Origin of the sequence: Caldinitratiruptor microaerophilus (genome assembly GCF_025999835.1) — a bacterium.
Classification (GTDB): domain Bacteria; phylum Bacillota; class Sulfobacillia; order Symbiobacteriales; family ZC4RG38; genus Caldinitratiruptor; species Caldinitratiruptor microaerophilus.
Genome location: NZ_AP025628.1, coordinates 1,764,051 through 1,779,562, shown reverse-complemented (window position 1 = coordinate 1,779,562; position 15,512 = coordinate 1,764,051). Strand labels below are relative to the sequence as shown.

11 protein-coding genes are annotated in these 15,512 nt (G+C 71.8%); 9 read left to right on the top strand and 2 right to left on the bottom strand.

Annotated elements, in window-relative coordinates; translation table 11 throughout:
- The first annotated feature begins 147 nt into the window (after positions 1–147).
- Both caldi_RS08660 and caldi_RS08655 read left to right on the top strand, forming a co-directional pair.
- The gene (locus caldi_RS08660; RefSeq protein ID WP_264844680.1) at positions 148–2,043 is read left to right on the top strand and encodes an aldehyde ferredoxin oxidoreductase family protein; all 1,896 of its coding nucleotides are present in this window, start codon (positions 148–150) and stop codon (positions 2,041–2,043) included.
- A 31-nt stretch (positions 2,044–2,074) separates the two neighbouring features.
- The gene (locus caldi_RS08655; RefSeq protein ID WP_264844679.1) at positions 2,075–2,803 is read left to right on the top strand and encodes a hypothetical protein; all 729 of its coding nucleotides are present in this window, start codon (positions 2,075–2,077) and stop codon (positions 2,801–2,803) included.
- On the opposite strand, the gene caldi_RS08650 is transcribed toward caldi_RS08655, so the two are convergent.
- Positions 2,800–3,693: a glycoside hydrolase family 130 protein gene (locus tag caldi_RS08650; protein WP_264844678.1), complete on the bottom strand. Its 894-nt coding sequence runs from the start codon at positions 3,691–3,693 to the stop codon at positions 2,800–2,802. The genes caldi_RS08655 and caldi_RS08650 overlap by 4 nt on opposite strands.
- Positions 3,694–3,758: 65 nt before the next feature.
- Positions 3,759–4,661 carry a glycoside hydrolase family 130 protein gene (locus caldi_RS08645; protein ID WP_264844677.1) on the bottom strand — a complete coding sequence of 301 codons (903 nt, stop codon included), beginning with the start codon at positions 4,659–4,661 and terminating at the stop codon, positions 3,759–3,761.
- A gap of 282 nt (positions 4,662–4,943) precedes the next feature.
- On the opposite strand from caldi_RS08645, the gene caldi_RS08640 reads away from it, so the two are divergent.
- The 7 genes from caldi_RS08640 (at position 4,944) to caldi_RS08610 (ending at position 15,474) form a co-directional block, all read left to right on the top strand.
- Positions 4,944–6,134 carry a pyridoxal phosphate-dependent aminotransferase gene (locus tag caldi_RS08640; RefSeq protein WP_319951814.1) on the top strand — a complete coding sequence of 397 codons (1,191 nt, stop codon included), beginning with the start codon at positions 4,944–4,946 and terminating at the stop codon, positions 6,132–6,134.
- A gap of 95 nt (positions 6,135–6,229) precedes the next feature.
- Positions 6,230–7,981 (top strand): amidase, encoded by a 1,752-nt coding sequence (locus tag caldi_RS08635; protein WP_264844676.1) that lies wholly within the window; start codon positions 6,230–6,232, stop codon positions 7,979–7,981.
- Between the two features lie 81 nt (positions 7,982–8,062).
- Complete coding sequence (locus caldi_RS08630) at positions 8,063–10,837, top strand: cation-translocating P-type ATPase (RefSeq protein WP_319951813.1); 2,775 nt, start codon at positions 8,063–8,065, stop codon at positions 10,835–10,837.
- Between the two features lie 205 nt (positions 10,838–11,042).
- A complete protein-coding gene (locus caldi_RS08625; protein WP_264844675.1) occupies positions 11,043–12,683 on the top strand; it encodes an ABC transporter substrate-binding protein in 1,641 nt (546 codons plus the stop codon).
- Positions 12,680–13,636, top strand: coding sequence for an ABC transporter permease (locus caldi_RS08620; RefSeq protein ID WP_264844674.1), 957 nt, complete (start codon positions 12,680–12,682; stop codon positions 13,634–13,636). Before caldi_RS08625 ends, caldi_RS08620 begins: the two co-directional genes overlap by 4 nt.
- An 85-nt stretch (positions 13,637–13,721) precedes the next feature.
- Positions 13,722–14,579 (top strand): ABC transporter permease, encoded by an 858-nt coding sequence (locus caldi_RS08615; RefSeq protein ID WP_264844673.1) that lies wholly within the window; start codon positions 13,722–13,724, stop codon positions 14,577–14,579.
- Between the two features lie 13 nt (positions 14,580–14,592).
- Complete coding sequence (locus tag caldi_RS08610; RefSeq protein ID WP_264844672.1) at positions 14,593–15,474, top strand: DUF1028 domain-containing protein; 882 nt, start codon at positions 14,593–14,595, stop codon at positions 15,472–15,474.
- The last annotated feature ends 38 nt before the right edge of the window (positions 15,475–15,512 follow it).

The following is a 15,512-nucleotide window of genomic DNA, read 5'->3' as shown; positions in this document are numbered from 1 at the left end:
ACCGGTTTCCGGGCTCGCATGGCTCCCCCGGGACGTCGTCGCGCCGGCCGGTACGCCGGCGACAGGAGGTCCCGGGGCTGACAGGGAATCGAATAGAGGGACCGCGGGAGTTCCCGAGCACGACCCGAGGAGGTGCGAGGCGAAGGCATGGGCCTCGAGGCGACGATCCTGTACGTGGACCTCACCCACGCCCGGGTGTGGAAGGAAACCCTCGACGAGGCGACCTTCCGCAAATACCCCGGCGGCAGCGCCCTGGCGGCGTACCTGTTGCTCAAGCACATCCCCCGGGGCGCCGACCCCCTGGGGCCTGAGAACGTGCTGGTGTGGGCGGTCGGCCCGCTGACCGGCCTGCCCATCTCCGGTCAGAGCCGGCTCAGCGTCTCGGCCCGGTCGCCCCTCACGGGCGCCATCGGCGACAGCCAGTCCGGAGGCTTCTTCCCGGCCGAGATGCGCGCCGCCGGCGTGGAGGCGATCGTGTTCCTGGGGCGGGCGCCCGAGCCCGTCTACCTGTGGCTGCACGACGGCGAGGCCGAGCTGCGGCCGGCCGGCCACCTCTGGGGCAAGGTCACGGGCGAGGTGGAGGCGATCCTCAAGAAGGAGCTGGGTGACCCGAAGGTCCAGATCGCGCAGATCGGGCCGGCGGGCGAGAACCTGGTGCGCTACGCCGCGATCATCAACATGGCGAACCGGGCGAACGGCCGCACCGGCATGGGGGCGGTGATGGGCTCGAAGAACCTGAAGGCCGTCGCGGTCCGGGGGACGAACCCGCCCAGGCCCGCCATGCCCAGGGAGTTCGCGGCCCTGGCCCGCCGCTTCAAGGAGCTCCAGGAGCGGAACCCCGGCATCGTCGAGTTCGGCCGCCTGGGCACCGCGGGCGTGGTCACCTCCCAGAACTACCAGGGTGGCCTCCCCACCCGCAACTACACCTCGGGCGTGTTCGAGGGCGCCGAAGCGATCTCGGGCGAGACCCTCTACACCACGTACCTCAAGGAACGCGACACCTGCTACGCCTGTACGGTGAAGTGCAAGCGCGTGGTGGAGATCCACAGCCCGGAGATCGAGGTGGACGAGACGTACGGCGGCCCGGAGTACGAGACCCTGGCCACCTTCGGCTCGTACTGCGGGGTCTCCGACCTGGCGGCGCTCTGCAAGGCGAACGAGCTCGTCAACAAGTACGGGCTCGACTCCATCTCCTGCGGGGCCACCATCGCCTGGGCGATGGAGGCGGCGGAGAAGGGGCTCCTCGACGACGAGGGGATCGGCCTGCGCTTCGGGAACGCGCAGGCGATGCTCAAGGCCATCGAGATGCTGGCGCACCGGGAGGGGCGGTTGGGCAACCTCCTGGCGGAGGGGAGCCTGCGCGCCGCCCGCAGCCTCGGCCCGGAGGCCGAGAAGCTGACCGTCACGGTGAAGGGCCAGGAACTGCCCGCCCACATGCCGCAGGTCAAGCGCTCCCTGGGCCTCATCTACGCCGTCAACCCCTTCGGCGCCGACCACCAGTCCTCCGAGCACGACACGGCCTACCGCTCGAAGCCGGGCACCATCTTCCGCCAGCGTCTCGAGGCGCTGGGCATCACGGAGCGGATGGACGGCAAGGACCTGTCTCCGGCCAAGGTGCGGGCCGGCTACTGGACCCAGGTGTACTACTCGGCGCTGGACACCTTCGGCGTCTGCCAGTTCGTCTGGGGGAGCTCCTGGCAGCTTTACGGCCCGAACGAGCTGGTGGAGCTGGTGCGCTACGCCACGGGCTGGGACACCAGCCTGTGGGAGATCATGAAGGTCGGCGAGCGGAGGCTGAACCTCCTGCGGGCCTTCAACGCCCGGGAGGGGATCGGCCGGGAGGCCGACCGGCTTCCGGATCGCCTGTTCGAGCCGCTCAAGGGCGGGCCCTCCGACGGTGTGGCGCTCGACCGCGCCGAGATCGAGCGCGCGCTGGACCTCTACTACGGCATGGCGGGCTGGGACCCGTCGACGGGGCTGCCCACCCGCGCCAGGCTGGAGGAGCTCGACCTGGGCTGGGTGGCCGATCTGGCCGGCCTCTAGGCGGGGAGACCGGGTGGAGGAGGGACGTGCGGTGCCGTCCGGGAGACGGCTCCTGGCCCTCTTGGCGCTGGCGCTCACGGCTCTCGGCGCGGCGGCGCCCTCGCTCGCCGCGCCGGAGGGGGCTCCATCGCTGCGGGTGGTCCGGCGGGTCGTCATCACCGGCCGCGGCGAGGTCGAGGAGACGCGGGAGCTCGTGGCCTCCGGGACCCTGGCCCGGCTCTGGCGGGACGGGGCCGACGCCGTGTCCGCCGTGGAGCGGTTCGGCTGGAAGCTGGACCGGCGGGAGGAGGGCGACACCGTCGCCCTGATCCTCCGGCGCCGGTACCGCAGCGTTGCCGAGTTCAACCGCGGCAGCGACGGGACGATCCGGGTGACCCGTCACCCGCTGTACGATCTGGTGGAGTACCGGGAGGAGATCGGGGGGCTCGACCTGGACGACCTGATGGAGCGGCTGCCGCGCCCTCTGGAGTCGGAAGCCCGCCCGTGGGTCATGCGGGTCGCCGGGTCCGTCCGGCTGGAGCGGGAGATCACCGTGCCCGGCCGGGTGATCCGCAGCACGCTGGGGGAGGTCAGCGGGACCACCGTGCGCTGGGCCGCAGCGGCGGCGGAGCTCGGGTCCGGGCCGGAGGCCCTGGTGGTCGAGGCCCGCTCCCTGCGCGCGCTCCCGGCGGCGATCGCCGGTGCGGCGGTGGTGCTGATCGTCGGCGGGACGCTCGTGGTGCGGCTCACCCGGCGGTGGTGGGACACCCCCTCGGCCTAGAAGCGGATCGCGTCGCGGTCGACCTTGGCCACGCCGATCACCGTGTCCGCGCCGCCGTAGTAGACGTAGATCGAGTCACCGACCTCGGCCTGCCCGGCGCTGAACACCACGTTGGGCACCCAGCCCTCGCGCTCCCACTCGAGCTCGGGCTCGAGGATCGGCTCGTCCTGGCGGGCGAGCACCCGCGTCGGGTCCCGGGGGTCCAGAAGGGCGGCGCCCAGGCGGTACACGTTCTCGTGGTCGGCGCCGTGGTAGAGGAGGAGCCAGCCCTGCCGCACCCGGATGGGCGGACCGGCGATGCCGATCCGGGCCGAGTCCCACATGCCCGGCCGCGGGCTCATGATCGACTGGTGGTCCGTCCAGTGGCGTAGATCCTCGGAGAACCCCACCCAGATGTCCGGGTAGCGGCGGTGCAGCATCACGTACCGGCCCCCCACCTTCTCCGGGAAGAGCGAGGCGTCCTTGTTGGGCTCGTCCAGCACCACCCCGTGGCGCTGCCAGCGGGTGAGCTCGCGGGAGCTGGCGAGCGAGATGCGCCAGTCGCCCTCGAAGCGGCCCCCGTAGGCTGTGTACACCAGGAAGAAGCTGCCGTTCAGGCGCACCAGGCGGGGATCCTCGGCGCCCCGCTGCTCCTGGGGGACCTCGCCGGGAGGCAGGATCGGGCGGTCGAGGCGCTTGAAGTGCAGCCCGTCGTCACTGACGGCGTACCCGAGCGAGGAGACGTACCTGCCGTAACGAGCGTGCGGGCCGATGTCGGTCGCCCGGTAGATCAGGTGGATACGGCCTTCCCAGTAAATGGCAGCGCAGTTGAAGACGGCGGCGCTCTCCCAAGGATGTTCCGGGATCGGCTTCAGGACCGGCTGCTTCGAAAGACGCTCCAGCTTGAACACGGGTGAAGGCCGTCGCCGGACCAGGTCCGCGGCCCGGGCGCGGCCGTATCCTCCTTTCTCGTCGGCTAGAACCGAACGTCAGCCTTGGGGAGCACGGCCACGCCGATCACCGTGTCGGCGGCCCCGTAGTACACATAGTACGAGTCGCCGACGTCGGCTGCCCCGCAGCTGAACACCACTCCCGGCACGAGGCCCTGCAGCTCCCAGTCCCGCTCGGGCTCCAGGACCGGCTCCGCCTGCCGGGCCAGCACCCGGGACGGATCGTCGGGGTCGAGCAGGGCCACCCCGAGGCGGTACGTGCGGCGTTCGTCCACCCCGTGGTAGAAGAGGAGCCAGCCGTCCGCGGTGCGGATGGGCGGACCGGCGGCGCCGATCTTCCGGCAGTCCCAGGCGCCCTCCCTCGGGCGCATGACCACCTGGTGGTCGGTCCAGGTCCGGAGGTCCTCCGACCAGGCGATCCAGATGTCCGGATGCCGCCGGTGGAGGAGGGCGTAACGCCCGCCGACGCGCTCCGGGAACAGGGCGGCGTTCTTGTTGGGCTCGTCCAGGACGATCCGGCGGTCCTCCCAGTGGACAAGGTCCCGAGATCGGGCCATGGCGATCCGCACGTCGTCCCAGGACCGCCCGCCGAACGCCGTGTAGAGCATGATGTACTCCGCACCGAGCCGGGTGATGCGGGGGTCCTCCACCCCCCAGGCCTCCTGGGGCCCCTGACCCGTGAAGACCGGCAGCGGGTCCCGCTCGAAGTGGATCCCGTCACGGCTGGTCGCGTGTCCGATCACGGACGTGAAGCGGTGTTGCGGCACCGGGGTGTCCAGGTGGAAGGGTCTGTCGCACGCCCGGTACAGGAGGTGAAAGGTCCCGTTCTCGTGAACGACCGCCGGGTTGAAGACCGCGGCCCGCTCCCACGGGCGGGACGGGTCCGGCGTCAGGACCGGCTCGTCGGCAAGTCTTTTCAGTCGAATCATGCGGGGAGCGGCCGTCCTCCCTCTGGCGGACAGGGCCTGACGGGTGTGGTGTCACGGCTGGAGCCGGTAAGGAGACCTGGACGTCGCTTATGTTCCGTTGCGGTCGGAGATTTCACCGCGACGGTACCACCGAATCGACGCGCGCGTCAACCGGAGGCCCGTGGCGCCAGAGGGAGAACGCGCCGAACGCCCGCGCCCGCGCGTGGCGTTCGCCTGCGGGAGGACCGGCCGTACCGGCGTCGAATCCGCTCCCCAGCCTGACGAAGCGGAGGAGAGGACGGCGTGACCGCGCTGCCGCTGGCGGAGAGCCTGACACGTCTGGGTACCGAAAGCGCGTTCGAGGTACTGGCCCGCGCCCGGGAGCTGGAGGCGCAGGGCCGGTCGATCGTCCACATGGAGATCGGCGAGCCCGACTTCGACACCCCGCCGCACGTGCGCCGTGCCGCGGCGGAAGCCCTGGAGGCCGGGCACACCCACTACGTCCCCTCGCCGGGGATCCGGGAGCTGCGAGAGGCCATCGCCGCCTACGTCCGCCACACGCGCGGCGTTCCCGTCGACCCGGCGGAGGTGGTCGTGACCCCCGGTGGGAAACCCATCATCTTCTACACGATCCTGGCCACCGTCAACCCGGGGGACGAGGTCATCTACCCCGACCCGGGCTTTCCCATCTACGAGTCCTGTGTCCGCTACGTGGGCGGGGTGCCCGTGCCGATTCCGCTCCGGGAGGAGCGGGACTTCCGCTTCGACGTCGAGGAGCTGCGGGCACGGCTGAGCCCCCGCACCCGGCTGGTGATCCTGAACTCGCCCGGCAACCCGACCGGCGGTGCCCTGTCGGCGGAGGACGTCCGGGCCATTGCCGACATGGTTCGGGGCCGGCCCGTCTGGGTCCTCTCCGACGAGATATACAGCCGCCTGTCTTACGGCGGACCGGTCCCGTCGATCCTGTCGGAGCCGGGGATGAAGGACCAGACGGTGCTCCTCGACGGCTTCTCCAAGACATACGCCATGACGGGCTGGCGCCTGGGCTGGGGGGTCATGCCGGTTCATCTTGCCGAGGCCGTGACGCGGCTCGTGATCAACTCGGTCTCATGCACCGCGGCCTTCGTGCAGTGGGCGGGAATCGCTGCCCTGACCGGCCCTCAGGACAGCGTGGAGCGGATGCGCGAGGAGTTCCGGCGGCGCCGCGACGCCATCGTGGCCGGGCTGAACGACATCCCCGGGGTGACCTGCCGCGTGCCCGGCGGGGCGTTCTACGTGTTCCCGAACGTCCGGGCCTTCGGCATGCCCTCCCGGGAGCTCGCCCGCTATCTCCTGGACGAGGCCGGGGTCGCGGTGCTCGCGGGGACGGCCTTCGGCCCGTCCGGCGAGGGGTACCTGCGCCTGTCCTACGCGACCTCGATGGCGAACATCGAGGAGGCCCTGCGGCGGATGCGGTCCGCCCTCGCCCGCCTGCCCCGCCTCCAGCCGGCCTGACGGGGCATGGCCGGCGATTTGTGAACTGTTGCCGGAGGAGGGCGGGTGCGCCGCAAGGAACGTTCCCTGCGGTGATCGAGGGGGCGTGCCGCACGATGACCGATGACCTGATCCTGCAACTGGCCCGGGACGTGCTCGGGCGCCAGGACCTGGACCGGGAACTGGCCCGCGAGACGGCCGCCCGGCTCGAGGCGCTGCTGCGCCGCATCCGGGCGGTCGCCGAGGAGCGGCTGTGGACCCTGCCGCCGGCCTTCGCCTTCGTGCCCGACCACCCGGCCTACCATGGCCCGCCGCTGCCGGGCGAGCCCGTGTGGGCCGGCATGGCGCGCGCGGGGCGGGGCGGGAGCGGGTACGGGGGCACCAGCGGGAGGACAGGCGTGGAGACGGCGTCGCCCCCGCGCCTCCCGTCGGGACCCGGGCCGCATGCGGACCTTCTGGAACAGGGGGTCAGTCGCCTGGCGGCCGCCGTGAGGCGCCGGGAGGTGTCGCCGGTCGAGCTGGTGCAGGCCGCTCTCGACCGGATCGACGCCCTGGACCCGACCCTGAACGCCTTCGTGCTGGTCACCCGGGAGCGGGCGCTGGCCACGGCCCGCCGTGCCGAGGAGGCCCTCCTGCGGGGCGAGGACCCCGGCCCTCTGGCGGGGGTTCCCGTCGCCGTGAAGGACGTGTACGAGGTGGCCGGGCTGCCGACCCGGGCCGGGTCCGCCGCCCTCGAGGGGTACACCTCCGCCGCGGACGCCGTCGCCGTCCGGCGTCTGGAGGCGGCCGGCGGGGCGCTGGTCGGGAAGACGGCGACCCACGAGTTCGCCTTCGGCCCGACCACGGATTCCCCCTACCACGGCCCGACGCGCAATCCGTGGGATCCCGCGCGGATCCCCGGCGGCTCCAGCGGCGGGTCCGGGTCGGCCGTGGCCGCCGGCCTCGTGCCCCTGGCGCTCGGCACCGACACGGGCGGATCGATCCGCATCCCGGCGGCCGCCTGCGGGGTGGTGGGGCTCAAGCCCTCGTACGGCCGGGTGCCGGCGAGGGGAATCCTGCCGCTCAGCTGGTCCCTGGACCACGCCGGGCCGCTCTGCCGGTGCGTGGCCGACGCCGCGCTGGCCCTGCAGGTGCTCGCCGGGCCTGACCCCCTGGACCCGCAGGCCTCCCCCGCGCCGGTCCCCGACTACCGGGTCGCGGCCGAGGCGGGCGGGTCGGCACGCCTCAAGGGCCTCACGCTGGGGGTGCCGCAGGCCTGGCTGGAGGACCGGGTCGACGGCGGGGTGCGCAAGGCCTTCGAGGCCGCCCTGGCCGTCCTGGCGGACCTGGGCGCGGTGGTGGTGCCGGTGCAGTTGCCCCCGGCGGACGTGATGATGTTCGTGAACCGAATCATCACCCTTGGCGAGGCGGGTGCCTTCCACGCGCCGCTCCTGGCCGCCCGGGGCGAGGCGTACGGCCCCGACGTCCGGGCGCGCCTCGAGCTGGGCCAGTTCCTCCTCGCCCGGGACTACCTGACCGCCCAGCGGCTCCGGGGCGAACTGGCCCGCGAGGTCGCGCAGGTCATGGCCCGGGTGGACGCCCTCCTCACGCCGACCCTGCCGATCCCCGCCGCGCCCATCGGGCAGGGAATCTGGACGTACGCCGGCGGAGAGCAGGAACCCGTGGCGGAGGCGCTCATCCGCTTCACCGCGCCCTTCTCGGTCACCGGCCAGCCCGCGCTGTCGGTCCCGTGCGGGTTCACGGAGGGCGGCTTGCCGGTGGGCCTGCAGATCGTCGGCCGGGTCTTCGACGAGCCCACGGTGCTCCGGATCGGCGCCGCCTACGAGGCGGCAGCCGGGTGGTCCGGTCGCCGCCCGCCCGTCCGCTGAGCGGCGGGCGGGCCAGTCTTTTTCCCTGGCCGGGCGCGTACACCTTCTCCCGGGGGCTCCGGGCCCCGGGGAGGGAGGTCTTTGTCCGGGCGCGCCTGGCATGCGATGGAAACCGCCGAGGTCCTGGCGGTCCTGGGGGTCCGTGACGGCGAGGGCCTGGATAGCGGGGAGGCCCGGCGCCGGCTCGGGGTCGCCGGCCCGAACGTCCTGCGGGAGAGACCGCCGGACCCGTGGTGGCACCTGCTTCTCGCCCAGTTCCAGGACTTCATGGTCCTCGTGCTGCTGGTGGCGGCGGGCGTCTCCTGGGCCATGGGGGAGCGGGCGGACGCGTACACGATCATCGCCATCGTGGTCCTGAACGCCCTCCTCGGCTTCGCCCAGGAGTACCGGGCCGAGGAGGCGCTGGCCGCGCTCCGGCAGCTGGCGGCCCCCGTCGCCCGGGTTCGGCGCGACGGCCGCGTGCAGCCGGTGCCCGCGGCGGAGGTGGTGCCTGGCGACGTGCTGGTGCTCGAGGCCGGTGACCGCGTCCCGGCGGACGCGCGCCTCCTGCGGGCGCACGCGCTGGCCGTGACCGAGGCGGCCCTGACCGGCGAGTCCGTCCCCGTCGCCAAGGACGCCCGCTGGCGGGGGCCGGCGGAGACTCCGCTGGGGGACCGCCGGAACATGGTCTACATGGGGACGGTCGTCACCCGGGGGCGGGGGGACGCCGTCGTGGTCGCCACCGGGATGGAGACCGAGGTGGGCCGCATCGCCGGACTCATCCAGGAGGCGGAGGAGGGGCCGACCCCGCTCCAGCGCCGCCTGGCCCAGCTCGGGCGGTGGCTCGTCGCCGTGAGCGTGGCGCTGTGCTCGGTCGTGGTCCTGGCGGGGGCCCTGCGCGGGGAGCCCTTCGCCCGGATGTTCCTCACCGGGGTCTCCCTCGCCGTGGCCGCGATCCCGGAGGGGCTGCCGGCCATCGTCACCGTGGCCCTGGCGGTGGGCGTGCAGCGGATGATCCGGCGGCGCGCCATCGTGCGGCGGCTCCAGGCCGTCGAGACGCTCGGCTGCGCCACCGCCATCCTGTCCGACAAGACCGGGACGCTGACCCGGAACGAGATGATGGTCCGGGCCGTGTGGGCGGGCGGGCGGCTGTACGAGGTCACCGGCGACGGATACCGCCCGGAGGGGGAGTTCCTCCTGGAGGGCCGGCGGGCCGACCCGGAGGGCCACCCCGCCCTCCTGCGCACGCTCGCCGGCGGGGCGCTGTGCACGAACGCGGTCCTCCTGCCGCCGCGTGCCGGGGGCCGGGGCCGCCCCGGGCGGGACGGGCGCCGGGGATGGTCGATCCAGGGTGACCCGACCGAGGGCGCGCTCCTCGTGGCCGCCGCCAAGGCCGGTCGGGACCCGGCGCGGCTGCGGGCGGCGTGGGAGACCCTGGCCGAGGCGCCGTTCACCCCGGAGCGCCGGCGGATGTCGGTGGTCGTGCGGGACCGGGCGGGCGGGGACCTCTCCCTGTACCTCAAGGGGGCGCCGGACACGGTGCTGGCCCGGTGCACCCGCATCCTGGGGGCCGACGGGCGGGAGCGGCCGCTCGCGGAGTCCGACCGGCGGGTGGTGGCCGCCACCGCCGACCGTCTCGCCGCGCAGGCGCTGCGCGTCCTGGCGGTGGCGCTGCGGCAGGTGCCCCCGCAGCTCGCGCGCCAGCCCGACGCGCTCGGGGAGGCGGCCGACGCGCTCGAGGAGGATCTCACCTTCGCCGGCCTGGTGGGCATGATCGACCCGCCGCGGCCCGAGGTCCGGCGGGCCGTGGCGGCGGCCAGCCGGGCGGGCATCCGGACGGTGATGATCACCGGCGACCACCCGGCGACCGCTCGGGCGGTCGCCTGCGAGCTCGGCATCGCCCGGGCAGGCGACCCGGTCCTCACCGGCAGCGACCTGGATCGCCTGACGGACCGCGAGCTGGAGGAGGCGGCCGGCCGTGTGCGCGTCTTCGCCCGGGTGTCCCCCGCCCACAAGCTCCGGATCGTCCGGGCCTTCCGCGCCCGCGGGGAGGTCGTTGCCATGACCGGCGACGGCGTGAACGACGCGCCGGCGGTCAAGGAGGCCGACATCGGCATCGCCATGGGGCTCTCGGGGACCGACGTCACCCGGGAGGCGTCCCAGCTGGTGCTGGCGGACGACAACTACGCGACCATCGTGGCCGCGGTGGAGGAGGGACGCGGGATCTACGACAACATCCGCAAGTTCATCCGCTACCTCCTGTCCTGCAACACCGGCGAGGTCCTGACGATGTTCCTCGCCGCCGTGAGCCGCCTGCCGCTGCCGCTCCTGCCGATCCAGATCCTGTGGGTGAACCTCGTCACGGACGGTCTCCCCGCCCTCGCCCTCGGGGTCGATCCCCCCGACCCGGACGTCATGCGGCGCCCGCCCCGGCCCCCCGACGAGGGCGTCTTCGCCCGCGGCCTGGGGCGGCGAATCCTCACCCGGGGGCTCGTGATCGGTCTGAGCACGCTCGGCCTCTTCGTGTGGGGCCTGCGGACCGGGGACGTGACCCGGGCCCGCACGCTCGCCTTCACCGGGCTGGTGCTGGCCCAGCTCGTGCACGTGTTCGACTGCCGGTCGGAGACCCGCAGCATCTGGGAGGTGGGGTGGTACTCCAACCCCTGGCTGGTCGCGGCGGTGGCATCGTCCCTCCTGCTCCTCCTGGCCTCCGTCTACTGGCCACCCCTGGCGGTGGTCATGGAGACCGCCCCGCTGGCCCTGCGGGACTGGGCCGTGGTGGCAGCGGTGGCCGGCGCTCCGCAGGCCCTGCTCGTCCTGCGCGCGCTGGCGCCGGTGCGGGGGATTCCGTATCTGCCGACGTCTTCGACGCGGTGATGGATCTCGTACGATGCCGCTGCCGGCGCCTGCTCCGCCGCCCTGGAGCGGGCCTGTGGTACGGGGGTCCCTCTGCTGCGCTGTATCATTGGGGCGGTGTATCAGTGGGGCGGTTGCCTTTGCTCCGGACGCGCAGGTAGAATGAATGAAAAGCGGCGGGGGCTGCTATCAAAACTCGTAAATATAAAGCACAAGATCGAGGGGGATGGCAGTGCGCAGAGCAATTGGCATCGTCCTGGCCTCCGCCCTGCTGCTGGGATCCCTGGCCGGGTGCACGCGGCCGGCTTCCCAGGGCGCGGAGACGAAGCCCGGACAGGGGGCGGGGTCGACGACCGAGGCGGGCCAGAAGGCGACCGGCAAGACCATCGTCGTGGGGCTGCAGGCGGAACCGACGAACCTGGACCCTGCCCAGATATCCGACTACAACTCGAGCCGCGCCGCCGACGGGATGTTCGACCGGCTCGTCCGGTTCAAGGACGGCAGCACGGAGCTGGAGCCCGGCCTCGCCGAGTCGTGGGACATCTCCCAGGACGGCCTGGTGTACACCTTCCACCTGCGCAAGGGCGTGAAGTTCCACGACGGGACGGAGTTCAACGCCGATGCCGTGAAGTTCTCGATCGAGCGGCAGATCGATCCGAATCATCCTTATCACAACACGGGTGAGTTCGCCTACGCTGATTTTACTTTTGGAAAGGTAAAAGAGGTCCGTATCAAGGATCCATATACAGTAGAGATTGAACTCAAGGAACCGTATGCTCCCTTCCTTTCCAACCTCGCGATCCACGCGGCCAGCATCGTGAGTCCGGAGGCCGTGAAGAAGTACGGCAAGGACTTCACCAAGCACCCGGTTGGGACGGGCCCGTTCCGCTTCGTGCGCTGGACGCCGGGCGTCGAGGTCGTCCTGGAGAAGAACCCGGAGTACTGGAAGGGTGCTCCGAAGATCGACCAGGTCATCTACCGGCCCGTGATCGAGGACCAGGCCCGGCTCACCGAGTTCGAAGCTGGCCAGCTCGACTTCATCGTGGGCATCCCGCCGGAGGACCTCGCCCGGCTGAAGCAGAACCCGCAGTACGAGGTCCAGGAGCAGCCGGGGATGCACGTCTGGTACGTGGTGCTCAACGCCACCAAGCCTCCTTTCGACAATCCGAAGGTCCGGCAGGCCGTGAACTACGCGGTCAACCGCAAGGCTATCGTGGAGCAGCTCTTGCGTAGTACCGGCGTCCTTGCCACAGGTCCGCTGCCGCCGGTGGTGTGGGGTTACACGAAGGACGTGCCGCAATACCCGTACGACCCGGAGAAGGCAAAGCAGCTGCTGGCGGAAGCGGGTTATCCGAACGGTTTCTCCGCCGAATTCTGGGTACCGGAGTCGGGCTCCGGTATGCAGCAGCCCAGGGAGATGGCGACGGCCATCCAGGCGGACCTCCAGGCTGTGGGCATCCAGACCCGGATCCAGACCTTCGAGTGGGGCACTTACCTCGACAAGGTGATGGGCGACAAGTCCTCGCTGCCCGAGATGTTCGAGATGTCGTGGATCGGTGACAACGGCGACCCGGACAACTTCCTCCACTACCTCCTCGCAAGCGACCAGGCCCCCCCGAACGGTTTCAACCTGGGTTACTACTCGAACCCGAAGGCCGACCAACTCCTGAAGCAGGCCCAGCGGCTGCGCACCCAGGCGGAGCGCCAGCCCCTGTACGAGGAGGCGCTGAAGCTTCTCGTGGCGGACGCCCCCTGGATCTGGGTGGACCACGAGACCCAGATCGTAGCGTACAAGAAGTCGATCAAGGGCTTCCAGCTGCATCCGACCGGCGTATTCCGGTTCGAGACGGTGGACATCCAGCCTTGAGCCCGCTCGTCCGGTACGCCCTGAGGCGTCTCGCCGCGCTCGTCCCGGTCCTGCTGGGGGTCACGGTGCTGGTGTTCCTCATCATGCACCTGGCCCCCGGCGACCCGGCCCAGATCATCCTGGGTCCAAAGGCCACTGAAGAATCCCTCGCCCGGCTTCGCCACGAGCTGGGCCTCGACCAGCCGCTGGTCGTCCAGTACCTCCGGTGGCTCGGGAACGTGTTGGCCGGGAACTGGGGGCGCTCCCTGCAGCTCAAGCGTGAGGTGCTGCCTCTGGTCCTGCAGCGCTTCGGGGCCACGGCGCTCCTCACGGTGGGCAGCACGGTCCTGGCGGTGGTTCTCGGACTGGCCGCCGGGGTCGTCTCCGCCACACGCCAGTACAGCCTGGCCGATCGCGCCGGGATGCTGCTGGCCCTCGTGGGCTTCTGCCTCCCCGTGTTCTGGCTCGGGATCGTGCTCCAGATCCTTTTCGGATTGCGGTGGCCCATCCTCCCCGTCTCCGGGATGAACTCCCCGAACACCACCGGGGTGCTGGACACTCTGGCCCACATGGTCCTTCCCTCTCTCACCCTGGCGACCGGCGCGGCGGCCGTGATCGGCCGGATGACCCGCTCCAGCCTCGTGGAGGTAATCCGCCAGGAGTTCATCACGACCGCCCGGGCCAAGGGCCTGCCCGAGCGCGCCGTCATCTACCGGCACGCCCTTCGCAACGCGCTCATCCCGGTCATCACGGTCGTCGGGATGCAGGTCGGATACCTCCTGAGCGGCGCTGTGATGGTGGAGATGGTCTTCTCCTGGCCGGGCATCGGCCTCCTCATGGTCAACGGCATCCAGGCGCGGGACTTTCCGCTAGTCCAGGGGGCCGTCCTCCTGGTGGCGTCCTCCTACGTGCTCGTCAACCTCGTAGTCGACCTGCTCTATGCGGTCGTGGACCCGCGTATCCGGTACGGCTAGAGGGGGAACCGGAGTGAGCGCAGAGCCCCATCTTGCTGACTTGGCCGGTTCCGCGCCGTCGCCGCCGGAACCCGGACGTGCGCCCATGCCGGGGGGAGGCGGCTGGAGGACGGTCTGGAGGCGGCTGAGGCGCGACCGGTTCGCCGTGGCCGGACTCGCCTTTCTCGTGGTCGTGGTGCTCCTCGGCCTCCTGGCTCCCTGGATCGCCCCGTACCACCCGACCCGGGACGTCGACCTGACCCTGCGCCTGCGGCCCCCCGGAACGCCCGGGCACCTCCTCGGCACCGACGAACTCGGCCGCGACGTCCTGAGTCGCCTTCTGTGGGGGACTCGCCTCTCCGTCGGAGTCGGTTTCCTCGCCACCCTGGAGGCGATGGTGGTCGGGGTGATCATCGGGGTCCTGGCCGGCTACTACCGCGGGCCGTTCGACGCCGTGGCGATGCGGGGTGTCGACATCCTGATGGCGTTCCCGTACGTGCTCCTCGCCATCGCCATCATCGCCGCCCTGGGGCCTGGCCTCACGAACGCCATGCTGGCCGTCGCCATCACGGGCATCCCGTACTACGCCCGGATCGCGCGCGGTCAGGTGCTGGCGCTCAGGGACCGGGAGTTCATCGAGGCCCAGCACGCCCTGGGGGCCCCCGACTGGCGCATCCTGGTCCGCCACATCCTGCCAAACGTCCTCTCCCCGATCATCGTGGCCGCCACGCTCGACGTGGGCTGGATGATCACGGCGGCGGCCGGGATGAGTTTCCTGGGCCTGGGTGCCCAGCCTCCCACCGCCGAGTGGGGGGTCATGCTGAGCGACGGCCGCAAGTACATCCGCACGGCCCCGCATCTGTCGCTCCTGCCCGGCATGGCCATCTTCCTCGTGGTGCTGGCGCTGAACCTGGCAGGTGACGGTCTCCGGGACGCCCTGGACCCCCGGCTGAAGGATCGCTAGGGAGGAATGTCTCGTGCGCAGCACTCATGCCGATCCGCCGGTTGCCACGTTCTCCATCGTTGCCCGGGACCCCGTGGCGGGCGAGTGGGGAGTCGCGGTGCAGTCCCGGTTCCTCGCGGTGGGCGCGGTGGTGCCATGGGCCCGGGCCGGGGTCGGCGCGATCGCGACCCAGTCCTTCGCCAACACCACCTACGGGCCGAAGGGCCTCGAGCTCCTGGCCGGCGGGCTGTCGGCCCAGGAGGTGCTGGACCGGCTCGTCGCCGAAGACCCCGACCGGGACCTGCGCCAGGTCGGCATCGTCGACGCGCAGGGCCGGGCCGCCAGCTTCACCGGCGCGAAGTGCATGCCGTGGGCCGGCAGCGTGACCGGCGACGGCTTCGCCTGCCAGGGCAACATCCTGGCCGGACCCCGCGTGGTGGAGGCCATGGCCGAGACCTTCCTGTCGACGGCCGGCCCCCTCTCCGTCCGACTCCTGGAGGCGCTCAAGGCCGGCCAGCGGGAGGGCGGCGACACCCGGGGCAAGCAGTCGGCCGCCCTGCTGGTGGTCAAGGAGAAGGGCGGGTACGGAGGGTTCAACGACCGGCTGATCGACCTGCGGGTGGACGACCACCCCGATCCCTTCGCCGAACTCGAGCGCCTCCTGGGCCTCTGGCGGCTCTACTTCGAGAAGGCCGACCCGGAGACCGCCGTGGTCCTCGACGACGCCCTGTGGAACGAGATCGCCGGCCACCTGGCCAGGCTCGGCTTCCTCGACACGGCGGCCGCCGGTCGTGAAGAGGTGCGGCAGGCGCTCGAGCGCTGGATCGGGCGCGAGAACTTCGAGGAGCGGGATCTGACGGCGATGGGGCGGATCGACCCCCAGGTCCTGGACATCCTGCGCCGTCAGGCCGGCTAGCCCGGTCTCCTCCCGCAACCATGCGCGAGGCGATCCGA

Coding starts and splice junctions, on each gene's coding strand:
- caldi_RS08635 (WP_264844676.1), top strand. CDS start 6,230: ATGACCGATGACCTGATCCTGCAACTGGCCCGGGACGTGCTCGGGCGC.
- caldi_RS08645 (WP_264844677.1), bottom strand. CDS start 4,661: ATGATTCGACTGAAAAGACTTGCCGACGAGCCGGTCCTGACGCCGGAC.
- caldi_RS08615 (WP_264844673.1), top strand. CDS start 13,722: ATGCCGGGGGGAGGCGGCTGGAGGACGGTCTGGAGGCGGCTGAGGCGC.
- caldi_RS08660 (WP_264844680.1), top strand. CDS start 148: ATGGGCCTCGAGGCGACGATCCTGTACGTGGACCTCACCCACGCCCGG.
- caldi_RS08625 (WP_264844675.1), top strand. CDS start 11,043: ATGGCAGTGCGCAGAGCAATTGGCATCGTCCTGGCCTCCGCCCTGCTG.